The organism is Ureibacillus sp. FSL W7-1570, from assembly GCF_038593265.1.
Lineage (GTDB): Bacteria > Bacillota > Bacilli > Bacillales_A > Planococcaceae > Ureibacillus > Ureibacillus suwonensis.
This window is the reverse complement of the sequence record NZ_CP151979.1, coordinates 647,391-665,876: the sequence shown is the minus strand read 5'-3', so window position 1 is coordinate 665,876 and position 18,486 is coordinate 647,391. Positions and strand designations below refer to the sequence as shown.

The 18,486-nt window shown below is 38.9% G+C and carries 13 protein-coding genes; 7 read left to right on the top strand and 6 right to left on the bottom strand.

Annotated elements, in window-relative coordinates:
- Nucleotides 1-549 precede the first annotated feature (549 nt).
- From NST13_RS03335 to NST13_RS03320, 4 genes are all read left to right on the top strand, one after another.
- Nucleotides 550-1,563 carry an ISL3 family transposase gene (locus NST13_RS03335; protein WP_342581408.1) on the top strand — a complete coding sequence of 338 codons (1,014 nt, stop codon included), beginning with the start codon at nt 550-552 and terminating at the stop codon, nt 1,561-1,563.
- Between the two features lie 78 nt (nt 1,564-1,641).
- Nucleotides 1,642-3,066 carry an IS21 family transposase gene (istA, locus tag NST13_RS03330; RefSeq protein ID WP_342469276.1) on the top strand — a complete coding sequence of 475 codons (1,425 nt, stop codon included), beginning with the start codon at nt 1,642-1,644 and terminating at the stop codon, nt 3,064-3,066.
- Nucleotides 3,063-3,788 (top strand): IS21-like element helper ATPase IstB, encoded by a 726-nt coding sequence (gene istB / locus NST13_RS03325; protein ID WP_096550005.1) that lies wholly within the window; start codon nt 3,063-3,065, stop codon nt 3,786-3,788. Before istA ends, istB begins: the two co-directional genes overlap by 4 nt.
- Before the next feature lie 4 nt (nt 3,789-3,792).
- Entirely contained in the window at nt 3,793-4,191 is a 399-nt protein-coding gene (locus NST13_RS03320) for a transposase (protein ID WP_342581407.1), read from the top strand.
- A gap of 112 nt (nt 4,192-4,303) precedes the next feature.
- Here the strand turns inward: NST13_RS03320 and NST13_RS03315 are convergent, their stop codons facing one another.
- From NST13_RS03315 to NST13_RS03305, 3 genes are all read right to left on the bottom strand, one after another.
- Nucleotides 4,304-5,956, bottom strand: a complete 1,653-nt coding sequence (locus tag NST13_RS03315) for an IS1182 family transposase (RefSeq protein ID WP_232019826.1) — start codon at nt 5,954-5,956, stop codon at nt 4,304-4,306.
- 170 nt (nt 5,957-6,126) lie between these two features.
- Nucleotides 6,127-8,838, bottom strand: coding sequence for an aconitate hydratase AcnA (acnA, locus tag NST13_RS03310; RefSeq protein ID WP_342469413.1), 2,712 nt, complete (start codon nt 8,836-8,838; stop codon nt 6,127-6,129).
- A 283-nt stretch (nt 8,839-9,121) separates the two neighbouring features.
- A complete protein-coding gene (locus NST13_RS03305; RefSeq protein WP_342469414.1) occupies nt 9,122-9,676 on the bottom strand; it encodes a hypothetical protein in 555 nt (184 codons plus the stop codon).
- Nucleotides 9,677-10,001: 325 nt separating this feature from the next.
- Here NST13_RS03305 and NST13_RS03300 point away from each other — a divergent pair, with 325 nt between their 5' ends.
- A complete protein-coding gene (locus tag NST13_RS03300) occupies nt 10,002-11,915 on the top strand; it encodes a right-handed parallel beta-helix repeat-containing protein (protein ID WP_342581406.1) in 1,914 nt (637 codons plus the stop codon).
- A 133-nt stretch (nt 11,916-12,048) separates the two neighbouring features.
- On the top strand, nt 12,049-13,170 hold the full coding sequence (yfkAB, locus tag NST13_RS03295; RefSeq protein ID WP_342581405.1) for a radical SAM/CxCxxxxC motif protein YfkAB: 1,122 nt from the start codon (nt 12,049-12,051) through the stop codon (nt 13,168-13,170).
- A gap of 32 nt (nt 13,171-13,202) precedes the next feature.
- Here the strand turns inward: yfkAB and NST13_RS03290 are convergent, their stop codons facing one another.
- On the bottom strand, nt 13,203-15,026 hold the full coding sequence (locus tag NST13_RS03290) for a hypothetical protein (RefSeq protein ID WP_342469417.1): 1,824 nt from the start codon (nt 15,024-15,026) through the stop codon (nt 13,203-13,205).
- A 286-nt stretch (nt 15,027-15,312) separates the two neighbouring features.
- Between NST13_RS03290 and NST13_RS03285 the strand changes: the two genes are divergently transcribed.
- A complete protein-coding gene (locus NST13_RS03285) occupies nt 15,313-16,326 on the top strand; it encodes a C39 family peptidase (protein ID WP_342469418.1) in 1,014 nt (337 codons plus the stop codon).
- 135 nt (nt 16,327-16,461) lie between these two features.
- Here NST13_RS03285 and leuD read toward each other — a convergent pair whose 3' ends face one another.
- The gene (leuD, locus tag NST13_RS03280; RefSeq protein WP_342581404.1) at nt 16,462-17,055 is read right to left on the bottom strand and encodes a 3-isopropylmalate dehydratase small subunit; all 594 of its coding nucleotides are present in this window, start codon (nt 17,053-17,055) and stop codon (nt 16,462-16,464) included.
- 18 nt (nt 17,056-17,073) lie between these two features.
- Nucleotides 17,074-18,486 carry a 3-isopropylmalate dehydratase large subunit gene (leuC, locus tag NST13_RS03275; RefSeq protein ID WP_342581403.1) on the bottom strand — a complete coding sequence of 471 codons (1,413 nt, stop codon included), beginning with the start codon at nt 18,484-18,486 and terminating at the stop codon, nt 17,074-17,076.

The following is an 18,486-nucleotide window of genomic DNA, read 5'->3' as shown; positions in this document are numbered from 1 at the left end:
AGTGACGGGGCGAGTGCTCCTGTCGCGCACGCTTAGTCGCAAAGCAAAAGCTTTCCTGCGGGAACAGCCCGAGTCTCGAGCGAAGGTTTGAGCTCCGAGGAGGCTCGAGCCGGGCCCGCGGAAAGCGTCCCCGGAACGGAAATCAATTTTCTTCAATTATCAAAAAAACACCATTTTTCTCCCGTGAGAAAATGGTGTTTTTTATCTTTTGTCCCAGCCTCTTTATTTGGTTTCTATACCAGCTGTATTCCCTGCCCTATTTCTTCACAAGATTGCAGCTCTTGCCATTTTGCAATGAAAGATTATAGTCAATCTCGTCCCGATCATAGTCAATCAACGAAGGATAATAGCCAAAGGGAAGATAATATTAGTCAAACTCCGCAAAATAATTGCCATCCCTTTTGAACGCACAAAAAAAGGGCTCTATAATATTTGGTGTTGGTGAGTATAAACCAGCACCAATTTTTTTGAACAAAAAAAAATGAGACAGTGACAAAACTCTGGTAAAATGTAATCGCCAAAACACATTTTCCAAAGGAGTTGTGTCACATGTCTCACCATCATTCTATACGAAACCTACTCAATATAAAAGACAAAAATATCACATTTGATGAAAATTTTTGTGCAGAAGAACTCATTAAAGGGGTCCAATCAAAAGTCTTTTATGGCCAATTAACTTACCAACCAAAAGCTTGTTATGCTTGTGGACATGTCTTTGATGTTCAAATCATTAAACACGGTTTTAAAACGTCTCTCATTAAAATGCCTAGCATTTCAGGTTTTCATACCTACTTAAAATTGCGTAAACAGCGTTATTTCTGTAAACATTGTCATTCCACGTTTACTTTAAAAACGAGCGTCGTGGCTAAAAACTGTTGTATTTCCAACAATACTAAAGTAGCGATTGCTTTAAACGCCAAAGATAAAATATCCGAAAAAGATATTGCGATGAAACATCATGTTTCTCATGCCACTGTCAGTCGTGTCATTGACAGCTTTTATAGCTATTATCAACCAAATGTTCACTACCTTCCAAAGCATTTGTGTTTTGATGAGTTTAAATCAGTGAAATCCGCAGCTGGAGCGATGTCCTTTATTTTCTGCGACTCTGAAACGGGGGAGATTGTGGATATCGTGGAGGACCGGAGATTACATGTCCTCAAAGAGTATTTCTTACGGTATTCCAAGAAGGCGAGAGATGCGGTAAAAACGATTGTCATCGATATGTACAGCCCTTATATTTCCTTAATCCACGAAGTTTTCCCTAAAGCGGAAATCGTACTCGACAAATTCCATATCCTCCAACTATTTAGCAGAGCTTTAAACAAAACACGCATCAACGTCATGAATCGGGATAAAAAGAATTACAATAAATTAAAAAAATACTGGAAGCTCCTTCTGAAAGATCAAACAAAACTTGATTATAAGAACTATAAATATCATCGTTGCTTTAAAAAGCATATGTGTGAGGTGGAGATTCTCCACTATTGTGTATGGCAAAATAAAAGTGCAGAGCTTTGCAAAGGAAAAATGCAGAGTCCTGCACTAAATTTCTGTGCATAAACAAAAAAAGACTTGCCAGTCACCCCAAGTCCCACTACAGTAATTGTGTCAAGCAATTGGTAGTGGAGGTAAGAAAGGATGCTAGCAATGTCTGATATTAATTGTATCAAACATTTAAGAAATAACAAAGGTTTATCTATTTCAGAAATACAAAGAACAATGGGAATTAATTGGCGAACAGCTAAGAAGTATGCGGATGAAGATCAACTCCCTAAACAGAAATCATTTAAAAAGAAAGGGATGATGTATGAGGAAAAGTGGGGAGTAATTGTTTCAGATTGGCTTTTTGAGGATTTAAAGTTAAGGAAAAAATTAAGAAGAACAAAGAAACAAATATTTGAAGAACTAAAGGAAATGGGTTTCCAAGGTTCTTATCGTACTGTTTGTTACTTTATCTCTGAATGGATGAATACTCACCAAGAAGAAAAGGATAAAGGGTATGAAAGATTAGAACATCCTCCGGGTGAAGCTCAAGTAGACTTTGGAGTAATGGAAGCTGTACAAGATGGAGAAATTGTGGATATTCATGCTTTAGTTATGACGTTTCCTCATAGTAATGCTGGATTTGCAGTACCGTTACCAGCTGAAAATCAAGAATGCTTCTTACATGGTCTCAATATTCTTTTTAAACAGGTTGGGGGAGTACCTAAAAGGATAAGAATCGATAATTTGACCCCCGCTGTGAAGAAAAAAAGGACAAAAAATGAAGAAGCACAATTAACTGATGAATTTGTTCAATTTCAGAATTATTATGGCTTTGATGTGCAGGTATGCAATCCAAGAAGTGGCCATGAAAAAGGAAATGTTGAGAATAAAGTTGGATATATACGCTATAACTTTTTTACTTCAGCTCCAATAATGGACAGCTATGAGGGTTTAACTGATCAATTATTTCATAAATTAGAGGCGGACAGAAATAGAATTCATTATGCCAAAAACGTACGTATTGAGGACTTATGGCAGGAAGAACGGGATTATCTTCTAGCATTACCGGAAAAGCCCTATCCTGTATTTAAAGAGCATCTTGTTAAAGTAAACAAATATAATGAAGTGAAAGTGGATCAGACGTTGGTTCATGTCCCTAAGGGTGGCAACTATAGTCAATTACAAATGATATTAACATGGGATCAATTAAAGATTGTTTCACCTAATGGGGAGATATTATTGGATGACTATCGGCCATATATGAAAAAGCGAAAAGCATTACCATGGCTTTCAATAATTAAAACATGGATTCATAAACCAAGGGTTGTAGAATATTCGCGCTATAATAAGTATTTACCGGGAAGAATTAAAGAATTTTTGTTGGTAGATAATTTAATTATTCGACGAAAACGATTAGAAGCTCTAGCTAGTTTATTAGTTTCTCATGACATGAAGAAGATTAATGAAGAGTTCTATGAATTAATTGCACAGGATAAGCTACCTAGTGATAATAATCCTTATGAAGTGGACTGGAGTAAATACGATTCATTAGCTCCTAGAGAGGAGGCTGTCAATTGAAACAGGACATTAAAGAATTGTGTAAGTCATTGAGGTTAGCTTATGTTGCGGATGTATACGAGCAAATACCGTTTGAAACTCCGAAACAATTCTTATATGGGCTACTTAAGGAGGAAATAAGATTAAGAGAAAAAGCGAGAGCAATCCGCTTGATAAAAAAGGCGAAGTTCTTAGATAAAAAGAGTTTACATGATTACGAGTGGACCGAACAACTTCGGTTCCCTCCTCACTTAACCAAAGAGGATTTGTGTAGCCTACAATTTATTGAGAATCGAGAAAATGTAGTTTTAGTTGGTTCACCCGGGACAGGGAAGACTCATTTAGCCACAGGACTAGGGAAAAAAGCTTGTGAACTAGGTTATGAGGTTCGTTTTTACCGTGTTGCCCACCTAGTTGAGGAATTAGAGCAAGCTTTACGTAACAACCGTTTATCAGCATTTAGAAAACGGATGGAGAAGGTTGATTTGGTCATTTTAGATGAAATGGGATACTTACCATTTAGTAAAGAAGGAGCTGAATTATTATTCCAAATTATATCGGAGTTTTATGAACAGAAAAGCGTAATTATTACATCTAACTTAGAATTTAGTCAATGGAACCGGATCTTTACAGATTCTCGTTTAACAGCAGCGTTAGTGGACAGGCTAATTCATCACGCCCATATCATCTCTTTTCATGGCGAGAGCTATAGACTGTCCCACGCATTGTCGAAAAGGAATTAAATGGGTGGCAAACCTCTGCATTTTTAATTGCATTTCTCTGCACTTTTCTATTGCAAAATACAACTATCTCATTGATTTAGATTCTGAATTAAAAGCGTCCTATGAGTTATATCAATACGTGCAACATTGCATAAAAATCAAAGACTTTGAGCTCCTAAAGAAAACATTAGAGAATAAACAAAATATCGTTTCCAGCTATATGAAAACCGCCATCAAGACAATCAACAAATACATCAATTACGTGGAGAATACGTTGAAATATGATTATAACAACGGCATTTTAGAGGGGATTAATAACAAAATCAAAGTGATTAAACGCATTTCTTTCGGTTATCGATCCTTCTATCACTTTAGAAACCGAATATTCATTACCCAAAACTTAGCGAAAATAAAAACAGCTTAGGGGAACCTCGAATTTCCCCTAAGCCATCCGATTACATATTACCAAATAATGTCACTAAAATTTATTCACCAACACCATTTGACAAAGAACCAAAAAAGAGGCTGGGACAAAATTAGCTTCTAGATAGGAAAAAGGAGAATTTGAGCCAACTCAAATTCTCCTTTTTCCATTTATCCCCATTATTTTTGGTTAGTTGATCTTTGTTGGCCGTGTATTTTCGTAAATTCACGGCCATTAAGGCAATGCCCATTTCATTTTCCACTTTCGATTTTCCTCGAACGGAAAATCGAGTGAAACGCAAATTAGCCTTCAAGAATCCAAAAACTGGTTCTACGTCTATTTTACGTTGACGGAAAATAGAACCAGCTTTTTCTTCTGAAAGCTTCGCTCTTACATATTCTTTTTGTTGTTCCCATTTTTCATTCACCATGACCTTTCGGTGATTGCCTTCCTTTGCTTTTGTGCATGATGAACGAAATGGACATCCTGAACAGTTTTCACATTCATAGATTTTCAATTCTCGTTTGAAACCAGTCTTATCTGTACGTACAGAACGATAACGGAAGGTTACTCGCTGCTGATTTGGACAAATGTAGGTATCACTTTCTTCGTCGTACATCCAATTGTCTGGATGAAATGGATTTTGTTTATATTTCTTCTTTTGTTCTTTCTCATACATGGTATATGGAATGAGTGCCTCACATTTTCGATTCGAAAGGATGTCTTCATAGTTTTGTTCACTACCATAACCAGCATCTGCGACAATATACTTTGGCAACGGAAAATAATCCTTTTCTATCTTATTCAAGAACGGAATTAATGTACGTGTATCAGTAGGATTTGGAAAGATGCTATAAGCTAGTGCGTATTGACCTTCTGTTGCGATTTGTACGTTGTATCCAGCTTTCAATTGACCGTTTTTCATATAGTCGTCTTTCATTCGCATGAACGTCGCATCTAAGTCTGTTTTGGAATAACTATTCCGTTCACCCAAGATTTCGAAGTCTTTTTGATACTTTTGTTTACGTAAAATCAAGTCAATCAACTGTTTGTACACTCGCTTCGGATATTTCCGTTCGCTTCTTAATGCTTTTCGTTCTGTGGCATCGGGCGATGCTTCTATCTTTTGGTCATATTCCGTAATCACTTCATCGACTTGTTGCACCATTTGAGCGAGTTCTTCAACGGACAGTTCTCCCTCATTTTCCCGCTCCATTTCAGGGATGATTTCCTTCTCTAACAGTTCGTTGTAGAGCTGATTGGATTTTTCAATTAAGCTTTGGTTGTATTTTTCAATGGATTTCTTCCATACGAAAGTAAATTTATTGGCATTCGCTTCAATCTTCGTACCATCGATAAAAATGGCTTCTTGATCGATTAACTTTTCTTCCACCAGTTGGCAACGGAATTGGACAAAACATTGACGAATTAATTCTTTTACTTCCGGATGCACACGAAAACGATTGATCGTCCGATAACTTGGTTCATATCCTTGTGCCAACCACATCATTCGTATACTGTCCTTTAATAGCGCTTCAATTTTTCGACCTGAAAAGACAGACTGCGAATAGGCACACAAAATAATTTTTAGCATCATGCGTGGATGATAAGCAGGACAACCTGTATTTCGAAGAAACGGCTGGAAGGCTTCATCTGGAATACTTTCAACTAAATGGTGAATGTGGAAGGCAATATCATTTTCTTGTAATTTTATTTCTAAATCTAGAGGCAAAACTAATTGATTCATGTTATAATATTTGAACATAAGGACCCTTCTTTCTGTTAGGTTTTGTGTGCTAACTTAATTTTAACAGAAGAGGTCCTTATTTTTTATTGAAAAAATGAAAAACAGCCCATGAAATTTTGGAATGAAATTTCATGGGCTGTTTCCATTTTAGAGGGGGTTTTGTCCCAGCCTCTTCATACTGCCAGAAATTATTTTCCAGCCAATTTGTTTCTTAATACCATTTGTAGGATACCGCCATGACGGTAGTAATCCACTTCCACTTCAGAGTCGAAACGAGCCAACGCTTTGAACTCAGTTACTTTACCTTCTGGAGATACTGCAGTAACTGTTAGAACATCGCGTGGTTTTACATCGTCTGTCAAGTTAACAGAAATTGTTTCGTCACCTTTTAATCCTAAAGTTTCTGCGTTTTCACCAGGCATGAATTGAAGTGGTAGAACACCCATCATCACTAGGTTAGAACGGTGGATACGTTCATAGCTTTGTGCGATAACTGTTTTGATACCTAATAAGTAAGTACCTTTTGCAGCCCAGTCACGGCTGGATCCCATACCGTAGTCGTTACCAGCAAGTACTACAAGGCCTGTACCTTGTTCTTGGTATTTCATAGCTGCATCGTAAATGTACATTACTTCGCCAGTTGGCCAGTAAGTAGTGAATCCACCTTCTGTACCAGGTGCAACTTGGTTGCGGATACGGATGTTTGCGAATGTACCACGCATCATGACTTCATGGTTACCACGGCGAGAACCGTAAGAGTTGAAGTCGCGGATTGCTACACCTTTTTCTTGTAGGTATTTACCTGCAGGTGTATCTTTACCGATTGCACCAGCTGGTGAAATGTGGTCAGTTGTAATAGAGTCACCAAACTTCGCAATTACGCGCAAGCCTTTAAGCTCTTGAATTGGAGCTGGCTCTTTAGAAAGACCTTGGAAGAATGGTGGGTTTTGAATGTAAGTTGAATTTTCATCAAATGTGTATAGAGACTCAGTTGATGTTTCAATTGCATTCCATTTTTCGTTTGCAGTGAATACTGTTTCGTATTCTTTTTTGAACAATTCAGGTGTAACCACTTTATTTAAGATCGCGTAAACTTCTTCAGTTGATGGCCAAATGTCATTGAAGAATACGTCGTTACCGTTTTTATCTTTCGCGATTGGATCTTTTTGTAGGTCGATATCCACTGTACCAGCTAAAGCATAAGCCACTACTAATGGTGGTGATGCCAAGTAGTTCGCTTTTACAAGTGGGTGAACACGGCCTTCGAAGTTACGGTTACCGGAAAGTACAGAAGTTACGAACAAGTCTTTTGCTTTGATCGCTTCTTCGATTTCTGGAAGCAATGGGCCGGAGTTACCGATACATGTTGTACAACCGTAACCTACTGTGTTGAATCCGATTTGGTCTAAGTAATCTTGTAGACCTGAATCTTTTAAGTAACCTGTAACAACTTTGGAACCAGGTGCTAATGAAGTTTTCACCCATCTTGGTGGTTTAATGCCAAGTTCAACCGCTTTTTTCGCAACAAGACCAGCAGCGATCAATACGTATGGGTTGGATGTGTTTGTACAAGAAGTGATCGCAGCGATTGCTACAGCACCTGTAGGCATTTCTAATTCTTCGCCATCAGCAAATTTGATTGTTGAAGTTTTGCTGAATTCATCTTCAGTTAAACCGAAACCTTGTACGCCCATTGGAGCAACTACTGCTTCACGGTAGCGTTTTTTCATTTCTGAAAGTGGAATCAAGTCTTGTGGACGTTTTGGACCAGAAAGGTTTGGTTCGATTTCGTCCAATTTGATTTCAAGTACATCAGTGTAAACTGGCTCGAAGTTTGGATCGAAGAACATATCGTTTTCTTTCAAGTATTTTTCAATTACTTGTACATGTTCTTCATCACGGCCAGTTAGACGCAAGTAGTTAAGTGTTTCGTTGTCGATTGCAAAGTAACCGCAAGTTGCGCCGTATTCTGGTGCCATGTTGGAAATTGTCGCACGGTCGGCAAGTGGCAATGTCGCTACGCCAGGACCGAAGAATTCAACGAATTTACCAACTACACCGCGTTTACGTAATACTTGAGTTACTTTCAACGCCAAGTCAGTTGCAGTTGCACCGTTTGGAAGTTTACCAGTTAATCTTACACCGATAACTTCCGGAATTGTGAAGTAAGATGGTTGTCCAAGCATACCAGCTTCCGCTTCGATACCACCAACACCCCAACCAAGTACGCCAAGACCGTTGATCATTGTAGTATGGGAGTCAGTACCAACCACTGAATCCGGATAAGCTTCAAAAGTGCCGTCTTCGTTTGGTTTAACGTGAATTACTGGCGCTAAGTATTCCAAGTTTACTTGGTGAACGATACCTGTTGCAGGTGGAACCGCACGGAAGTTATCGAATGCAGTTTGAGCCCATTTTAAGAATTTGTAACGTTCTGCGTTGCGTTCAAATTCTAAATCCATGTTCGCTTGTAAAGCTTCAGGAGTACCGTATTTGTCTACTTGAACAGAGTGGTCGATTACAAGGTCAACCGGAATTTCTGGATTGATTTTTGCTGGGTCTCCGCCAAGTTCTTTCATGGCAGAACGTAAAGAAGCTAAGTCTACAACTACAGGAACACCTGTGAAGTCTTGTAGAACTACGCGGGAAGGTTTGAATGGAACTTCACCTTCAGGATCTGCTCCTTCTGCCCATTTTGCCAAGTTGTCTACGTGTTCTTCTTTGATTACATAGTTATCATATTGACGTAAAACAGATTCTAATAAAACTTTGATGGAATAAGGTAGGCGTGATACGTCTGCAATGCCTGCTTCTTTTAATGCAGCCAAACGGTAATAATAGTAAGTTTTACCGTTCAGTTCAAAAGAAGCGCGACTGTTGTGTAAGTTGCTCTTTGTCATATGTAATCCCCCTATATTAATTTTGAAAAGGCTTCCTAGTTCTTTTCTCCATGACCAATCATAACTCACTTATCTTCATAAGTAAATTACATTAAAATTATGTTTTGTCATTAGAGATTTTTATGAACTCGATGACCAATACAATTTTATTCCAAAAAATTCATCATTTCAATGATGTGATGAAAAATGAATATTTTGGATAATCTCACTTATAGTTTATACTTAAGCACAAAAAAATTAAAGAGACTTTTATGAATAATTATTCCCTTTTTCGAATGGATTATTAGATCGTCAATTCACTCAGGATTTCCCCTTTTCGATCCTTGACGTTGATTTGAAAATGCTCTTGATCATCCAGTTTTTCCAACCCAACATACCAAATGGAATATCCTTTGACGCCATACAACTCGAGGGTGCTCTCAGGTAAGCCGGACATTTCAATAAAAGAAGCTTTTTCGCCATTGACTTCAACTTCCGCTTCCCCGGTTCTTTTAATTAATCCAAAAAGAATTACTCCGTCTGAATAAGCTGAAGTGATTTTATTTTCCTCCAAAGAATCCGGCAACTTCGCATAGGCGCCGTCTCCGCTTGTCCAACCTTTGAAATTTTTCTTCACAACGCCGGTGCCGAAATAGTTTCCATTCGATAAAAAGAAATATCGATGTTCCTTTTCGCTTTTCGGTCCTTCTATCCATTCATAGTCCGCATCTTTTGGCAGTGCTTCTTCAGGCGTGTCAAACCCGTCCCCTGAAAAATGTACCGTAAATTCCCGGAATGCAAAAGCAAGCACGATGACCATTGCCGCAAAAATCAATATTCTTGTCATGCTGGTTTTCATTCGACCTCTCCCCCTTTCAACACGTTCATACTTTAAAAAAACTATAATATACTATTTTACCTTTTCATAAAATGAAACAAATTCGATTTAGCAAATCCCATCAATATTTACTTCACTTCCCACAAAAAACCCCGATTTCTCTTCTTAAATGAATGCAAAAAATGGCCATTGACTCCTTTCATTCGAGCGTTCGGACTCAATACATATCATTTTAACGAAAACCCCCTTTTCACTACACCATTTTTGACTCCTTTTCATCAAAAAAGGAATAGAATTCCATTTTTTTAGTGAGAATAGTTGTACGTATGTGTTTAGGAGGGGTAACATGTTTCGTTCACTATACAACTTGTTTTTCTCAAAACTGAATACAATCAAAGGTTCCTTGGCGAAGGCGGATAATGGCGATGTGATCCGGCTGTATCCAAAAAAATATAAGGAATCCTTCCAAATAGATAAAGATGTCACGATCGTTGGGGATGAAAGCGGTCAAACGGTCATCGAAGGAATGTTCGTCATCCCGAAAAACATTCGTGCAACTTTTCAAAATCTCACCATTGCACCTACTGCCCATCTATACATTGAAGGTGAAGCGGTTTTTGAAAACTGCACCATCAAAAAAAATACCAATGTGCTGATTACAGTAAATGGCGGATATATTAAAGCCGTTCACAGCAATTTCCAAAAAGCGAAGGAAGTGGCTGTTGCCCTATTAAACAATAGCAATGGCGTATTCACCCATTGCAACTTTCACCATAACGGAAAAATGCATCTTTTCGTAAAAAACTCGAAAGCTTTTTTGGAATCGTGCGAATGTTCCAATGCTTTGAAAGGACTTTGGATAACGGATCAATCTTTCGCACAAACGAAAAAAAGCCATTTCACCCGACATGAGGACACACAAATTTTTGCGGAAAATTCAACATACTTCGATTTCCAAAGCTTTATCGAACGAAGCGATGGATTTGGAATTGTGGCAAAAAATGAATCGGAAGTAAATTTGCATTCAACGGTGTTATTTTCCCATGTTTCCACTCAACTGGTCATAGACAAAAGCAGGCTCAACGGAAAACAATGCCTTATACAATGCGGCAATGAATCGGGCGTCGTTTTGCAGGAAGGAGAAGGATTGTTATCCCAATGCGAAATTTCCAGCCATCAAAAGAGCAATGTTCAAGCATCCAAAAAATCTCTCCTTCATCTCGAACATTGTGAAATCCATTCCGGGTATGATAACGGCCTGGTCATCAACAAAGAATCCATTGTGAATTGCAGCAAGACAATGATTAAAGACCATTTATCCACCCAAGTGGTAATTACCGACAAATCCCAGTGTTCAATGAAAGAAAGCTCAATCATAAACGGCCGGCATGTCGGAATAGGTGTAGAGAGAAAATCGGAGTGTATGCTTTTGGAATGCCAAGTCATTCAAAACAACAATTCCGCATTCAATGTGGATCGCGGTGTGTTGAGGGTTTATCGCTGCGATATTTCTGAAAACAACGGGAATGGAATCTTGGCGATCAATCATTCGGAAGTGGAAGTGGAGGCTTGCCGCTTTTTTGGCAACCATATGCCGCATCTGGCAAGCAAAACAAAAGTAAAAATTCATATCAGCAATTCGGATTTTCACCATGGAAAAAGCATATTCCTATTGCATCGGTGTGAAATCCATGCGGTGCATTCCAGGTTTCATGACAGCATGAATATTCAAATAGAGATTACGGAACATTCAACAGCGAATTTTGAACATTGCAAAATTTATAACGGGAAATCTTATGGAATTAAAGTGCTGAAGAATTCCCATTTATCCCTTTATCATAGCCAGATCCATCACCATGAACTTGCCCAAATAGTGGTAAACGACAGCTCCGTCATTTTGAATAATTCAGAGATTTACCAAGGAAAACGAAATGCCTTGTTTATTCAAAACCATAGTGAAGTGTTTATCCAGGAAAGCTTCATTTCAAAACATTTACAAGCGCAAATTTGGATCGATCATGAGTCCAGCCTGGAGCTTTTAAGTGTGCAGTTGACCGATGGAAAACATTCCGACTTGCACGCCCAAAACCAGTCAAAAGTCTATGTCGAAAACAGCATCATCCGAAATGACCAATATCGTTATAATGTGCAGGCATTGAACAATTCCAAGATCGAAATCGTCAATACCATCGTTGAAAATAAATACGGCGACGTCTATTACAGTGAAAACAACAGTTCCATCAATAATTCCGATTATTGATGGAACTGCTTTTTTATAAATGGAGTCGTTTTTTTATAATTTGTGAAAAATGTTCTAAATGGCGCAATTTTTGTTTCCGAAACTTGAAATCTATGAGAAAATAAGGAGTTGGAAAGGAAGAGATTCGAAAACTATGACGACTTTAAAAAAAATTACGCCTAATTATGATCCTTGGGAAAGTTATTTAGATGTTGAGCAATACGGAAAACTTGTATTATCCAATATAGAATTTACCACTACTTATTTATGCAACATGCGGTGCGCCCATTGTGCAGTAGGGTACACTTTGCAAACGAAAGATCCCGATGCGTTGCCCCTCGATCTGCTTTTAAGAAGATTGGATGAAATTCCAACGTTGAGATCTTTGAGCATTACCGGCGGGGAACCGATGCTCAGCAAAAAATCCATACAAAATTATGTGAAACCGATATTGCAATATGCACATGAACGGGGCATCCGCACACAGATCAATTCCAACTTGACCCTTGACTTGGATAGATATTTGGAAATTGCTCCTTACATCGATGTTCTTCATATTTCCCATAACTGGGGAACGATTGATGAATTTGTGGAAACCGGTTTTGCCATGATGGATCGAAAACCGAGTTACGACCAGAGGGCCAAATTGTTTGAACGGATGATTGAAAACTCGAGGGCGTTGAGTGAAGCAGGGGTAATGGTTTCGGCTGAAACTATGCTGAATAAAAAAACCGTTCCATATATCGATCATATCCATCACCAAGTGGTCCATGAAATGAAGTGCAAACGTCATGAAATCCATCCAATGTACCCATCTGATTTCGCCCAATCCTTAACAGACACAACAAGCCTTTCTTTGGATGAAATCAGGGAGACCATTCACCACTTGCTTGACATCCGTGATGAAAATACGTGGATGTTGTTTGGCACTCTTCCTTTTTACCCTTGCAGTACGAAGGAAGAAGATCAAGCAATATTAAAACGGTTGAGAGAAGCGAAAAATGTGACAGTGCGGAACGACCCGGATGGACGATCCCGCCTGAATATCAATATTTTTACCGGCGATGTCATTGTCACGGATTTTGGCGACACTCCTCCCCTCGGAAATATTCAAACGGATTCGTTAACCGAAATATTTGATAAGTGGCTTGAAACGGATTTGGCCAAATCATTGAATTGTCATTGCCCTGCTGTGAAATGCCTGGGACCTAATGTACTCGTAAAAAATATGTATTATCCAAACACCGCATTCGTCAGTGGTGCCGCAATGAAGTAATAATAAAGGGATGGAAAGCTCCATCCCTCTTTTTATTGGGTTTTTTGTTCTTCCAGTATTTGCTGTATTTCGACAGGAGCGGGGATTGGCGGTATATCAGAGATGATATCCGTTTCCGTCAAGACTAACGGAGAGAAAGGGTATTTTTCCTTAAAATCCACAGCCAGTGTAAAATGTTGAGCCATTGAGTCGACCGTTAAATGATTGAATACATCCACATCCCCGAACAGATCGGATGCTGAAATCTGATCGATGGCCGAAAGAATATGTACCATTTCATCTTTAGAAAATGCCAGTTGTTCCCTTTCAATAAATGCTTTCAAATCTTGCTGCAGATATTCCTGCATCTCCTTGAGGCATTCAAATTCCTTCAATTTATTAATATATTTTTCAATGTTCATAAGTTCCTTATTATGTATATCTTTCAAGTGCCGTGCCTTATTGACGATTTTCTCCAGCTGCTGTTCCGCCAGTTCGTTGATCATCGTTTGCACGGTATATAAGTCGTTCAATAAATCAAATTCGATTCTTTTTATGGCATTATAAGTTTCTTTGCATTTTCTCTGAAGCCGATTCAACTTTTCCGCTTTTTTCAATAACATTTCCGCTTCATTGGATTGATCTTGAAAGAGCGGTTTCAACATTTTATTGCGGACAAATTTTTTTTCAAGTTTTTCGTAATATTGATATTCCATCATATACTCACTATGAAGGCTGCGGTATTCCCGAACCTTTTCATGATATTTTAGCGCAAGGGCGACAAACAGTTCCACACTGTCATTCATTAAATACTTTTCATATTCAATCACTTTGAGCAACTGGTACAGGGTTTGTACCTCCTGTAAAACCTGGCTGACGTGGGCGTATTCTTTTTCATAATCCGATAATATCTTTAAATTTTTTTCAACAATGGACTGCTCTATCGAATGCCCACCATTCAAATATTTTTCCAATCGGTCCCGCATGGACATGAATGGTTCCCTTTCTTTGATTCCATGCACTTCCCTTTCAAGCAAAACCATCCATTGCTTAAATCGGAGAGCAATATTTCTTTCCCGTTTATCTTTTTTATTGGCGATATGGTTGATTTTATCCACTAACCGGTGGATCCGGCTGTCGATGAAAAGTTGGATTTGATGGGATTTTTTTGCTTCCATTGCCTGTTTGGCCGAAACGCCGACAAACTCTTCGATCATATGGCCGCACCCCTTTTGCAAATAATGGAGGAAACGTGCCATCTTCTGTTCATTATATTGATCCGTGTTGATAATTAAATAAGTCCGGTATCCTTGCCGATATATTTTCTTGATAACACTTATTTCCCGATCAGCGACATTGCAATGGTTGCCCAAGACCCAAAACACTTCATCCGTCCGTTGCAATAGCGCATCGGAAATGTTGATTTCCCCTTTTTCCATAGAAATGGTGTTCATCAAGATCACGTTTTTCAACAAATCGCATCGAAGATAAATTTCAATATACTTTATGTATGTTTTTAGAAACTGTCCGATATATGTATTTTTATCTGTGAATAAATAAAGATGCTCCATCCCAAAATAAGCGGCTGTGCCATCAACTAGAATCGCACGTATACACTCTTTTTGGCCGTATCGGATAAAAATATTGACATGGGGTTCATTTTTTTCCGGCAACAAATTTCTTTCAACAAGCGCATTAATCAAGGTGTTTTTTCCTTCAATCTCACTGCCTATGAATAAAATCCTATAGGGTGATTGGGCATCTTCAATGAGCTGGTCCAGTTTGAAGGAAGTATCTTTTATGTATGAATTTTTTTCTAAGATGGAAGAAAGGACTTTTAATTTTTCAACCATTCCCGTTATGTTTTCTTCTTTCATCGAATCCATCCCTTTTTTCTTTTATATAGTATAATTATATATAGTTTCTTGTTATGTTAATGGTTTCTAATTTAAAATAAGTCCAGTTACTTATGAATTTTCCGAAAAATTAGTCGTTACATCCTAATTCAGTTTATGGAAAATGAAAAAAAACCGTATTTTTTTATTGATAGATGCAACAATAAGATAAAGTTTTTCAGATGCGTTTCATTTCTCGGTTTGGATAAAACATTTAGACTAGACTACTGCATGCATTTTGATCAAGGGTTGGGAGTGGCAATATGAAATGAAAAAATATCCCCTATTAACAGTCGGCATTTCCATCATGTTATTGGCCGGTTGTTCGCCATCGATGGAAAGCCAGGAATTGAAATTTTCGAGCAGACAACAATACAGCCCAATGCAACTTTCCACGAAACCGTCGGAAGTTCTGACTGTGCAAGCAGTGGAATTTTCCAGCCAACAAGGTGTGCCTAATCTGGGGGTTGTGCTGCTTGATTTTGAAACGAAGCAAGAAATTGATCGTGGAATCGTTGATCAGGAAGGCATGGTTTATTTTGATCAAGTTCAGCCGGAACAGCCTTATGATATTGTCATTTATCGAATATCCGATCAGGGAGAATGGATGGAACAATCCAGGGAAACCGTCGTATTTATGCCCGAAAAACCGGTGGTGCAAATTCAAACATTTAACGCCTCTCCACAAGACAGCTTGAAGGTTCCTGTTGTCTTGCAAAATCCGGAGTTGCCGAACGGTTGTGAAATCACTTCATTGACTGCCATTTTAAATTATTATGGTCTTAAAATGGATAAAATCAAAATGAATGAAGTATTGCCTAAAGGAAAGGTATATACAAAAAAAGGTGTCATGTACGGACCGGATCCGAATAAAGCTTATGCGGGAAGTCCGAAAGAGAAGGATGGCGGATATTACGTGTATGCACCGCCATTGGTCGATGTGGCCAACCAAATTTTAGAGGATGAGAACGCCGAATTTCGCGCGTTGGATATTACAGGCGCAACAAAAGAGGAACTGATCGATTATGTAAAATCCGGAGTGCCGGTTTTGACCTGGGTCACAATCGATTGGAAGGAACCCCGCAAATCCGGTTATTGGGTGATTGAAGGAACAAATAAAAAACATGGTATATATAAAAATCTGCATGCGGTCGTGATGACTGGTTACGGAAACGGAAAAGTGACCATTATGAATCCGTTGACAGGCATTGAAAAAATTGATGAGAAAACCTTTTTCCGGGCATATGAACAATTAGGCTCTCATGCATTGGTTGTTTTGTAATCATTGTCATCGGTTTGTATTGCCTGCAAATACTATATTGGCGGCCTCTCGTTATGAGAGAACCGCTTTTTTAATGACATGAAAATCGCAGAATAAAAATTCAAGGGCGCCAGTAGACGCCCTTCCGTTTTCTTCTTATTTAAATAAGACCCGTTTTTCTTCATATGCTTTAATTTCATCTTCATATTTAAACGTTAATGCAATTTCGTCCCAACCGTTTAACAACATTTCTTTGTAATAAGGATCAATATTAAAGTGGTAAACCGCTCCATCTTCCCCAGTGACAGTTTGTTCGGATAAGTTGACTTCCACCGTATATGGTTTTTGAAGACCTTTTGCTAAGATTTCATCTACTTCTTCTTCTTTTAATTTTACAGGCAAAATTCCGTTTTTGAAGCAGTTGTTATGGAAAATATCAGCAAAACTAGGAGCGATAATCACTCTAAATCCATAATCCAAAATGGCCCATGGCGCGTGTTCCCGGGAAGAACCGCATCCAAAGTTGTCTTGTGCCACCAAAATTTTTGCTTCTTTATATTCCGGTTTATTTAAAACGAAGTCAGGAATTTCGTTTCCATTTTCATCATAACGCCAGTGATAGAACAAATATTTTCCGAAACCTGTACGTTCGATCCGTTTTAAGAATTCCTTTGAAATGATTTGGTCTGTATCAACATTTTTTCGATCCAATGGTGCTATGACACTTTTTACAACATTAATTGGCTCCATTTGTCCCCCGCCCTTTCATTATGCTTCTTGTTCTTGTTTTAAATATTCTCGGACATCGACGAAGCGGCCTTCGATTGCTGCCGCCGCCGCCATTGCCGGGCTTACTAAGTGTGTGCGTGCCCCGGCACCTTGACGGCCTTCAAAGTTCCGGTTGGAAGTGGAAGCACAACGTTCACCAGCCGGAATGATGTCTTCGTTCATGCCAAGACATGCGGAACATCCGGAGTTGCGCCATTCAAAACCGGCTTCAATAAAGATTTTGTCCAAACCTTCTTCTTCCGCCGCTTTTTTAACTGAATGGGATCCAGGAACAACGATCGCACGAACGCCTGGCGCCACTTTCTTTCCTTTTACAATTTGTGCTGCTGTGCGCAAATCGGATAAACGTGAGTTCGTACAAGAACCGATAAATACGTGCTGAATTTCAATGGACGTGATTGGCTGGCCTTCTTCCAATCCCATATATTCAAGGGCTTTTCTTAACGCTTGTTTGTCCGTTTCTGATTCATAATCATCCGCAGTAGGCACATGTCCAGTAATTCCTGTACCCATGGATGGATTTGTTCCCCAAGTGACATATGGTTCAATTTCACTTGCATCGATTTCAAGCACTTTGTCATATGTGCATCCTGGGTCAGATGCCAAACTCAACCAATATTCAGCGGCTTTGTCAAATTCTTCTTTTGGAGCAAAGCGACGCCCACGTAAGAATTCAACCGTTTTTTCATCCGGAGAAATCAGACCGGCTTTCGCACCCGCTTCAATGGACATATTACAGATTGTCATGCGTTCTTCCATTGAAAGATTACGGATTGCTTCACCGGTAAATTCAATAATATGACCTGTACCTAAGCCGACTCCCCATTTGGCAATAATGGCAAGAATGATGTCTTTTGCTGTCACACCGAAGCCCAGTTTTCCATTTACACGAATTTCCAATGTTTTCGGTTTATTTTGCCATAATGTTTGTGTGGAAAGGACGTGTTCCACTTCTGAAGTACCGATACCAAAGGCCAATGCCCCAAAAGCACCGTGTGTGGAAGTATGGGAGTCACCGCAAACGATGGTTTTGCCCGGTTGTGTCAAGCCGAGTTCCGGACCAATCACGTGCACAATCCCTTGATCCGGATGGCCGATATCTGCAAGTTGAATGCCAAACTCTTCACAGTTTTTCGCTAATGTGTTGATTTGTTTTTTCGCAATCGGGTCATTGATTGTAAAAATATCTTTGGTAGGAACGTTATGGTCCATCGTCGCGAAGCAAAGATCCGGACGACGGACTTTCCGGCCAGCAAGTCTTAAACCTTCAAAGGCTTGTGGAGATGTTACTTCATGAATTAAATGAAGATCGATATAGAGTAAATCCGGTTTCCCTTCTTCCCGATGTACCACATGTGATTCCCAAACTTTTTCAATAATATTTTTCGCCAT

Excerpts from the sequence above, each read along its gene's own strand:
- NST13_RS03335 (WP_342581408.1), top strand. The coding sequence starts at position 550 with ATGTCTCACCATCATTCTATACGAAACCTACTCAATATAAAAGACAAA.
- istA (WP_342469276.1), top strand. The coding sequence starts at position 1,642 with ATGCTAGCAATGTCTGATATTAATTGTATCAAACATTTAAGAAATAAC.
- NST13_RS03315 (WP_232019826.1), bottom strand. The coding sequence starts at position 5,956 with ATGTTCAAATATTATAACATGAATCAATTAGTTTTGCCTCTAGATTTA.
- acnA (WP_342469413.1), bottom strand. The coding sequence starts at position 8,838 with ATGACAAAGAGCAACTTACACAACAGTCGCGCTTCTTTTGAACTGAAC.
- NST13_RS03305 (WP_342469414.1), bottom strand. The coding sequence starts at position 9,676 with ATGAAAACCAGCATGACAAGAATATTGATTTTTGCGGCAATGGTCATC.
- NST13_RS03300 (WP_342581406.1), top strand. The coding sequence starts at position 10,002 with ATGTTTCGTTCACTATACAACTTGTTTTTCTCAAAACTGAATACAATC.
- yfkAB (WP_342581405.1), top strand. The coding sequence starts at position 12,049 with ATGACGACTTTAAAAAAAATTACGCCTAATTATGATCCTTGGGAAAGT.
- NST13_RS03290 (WP_342469417.1), bottom strand. The coding sequence starts at position 15,026 with ATGAAAGAAGAAAACATAACGGGAATGGTTGAAAAATTAAAAGTCCTT.
- NST13_RS03285 (WP_342469418.1), top strand. The coding sequence starts at position 15,313 with ATGAAAAAATATCCCCTATTAACAGTCGGCATTTCCATCATGTTATTG.
- leuD (WP_342581404.1), bottom strand. The coding sequence starts at position 17,055 with ATGGAGCCAATTAATGTTGTAAAAAGTGTCATAGCACCATTGGATCGA.
- leuC (WP_342581403.1), bottom strand. The coding sequence starts at position 18,486 with ATGGCGAAAAATATTATTGAAAAAGTTTGGGAATCACATGTGGTACAT.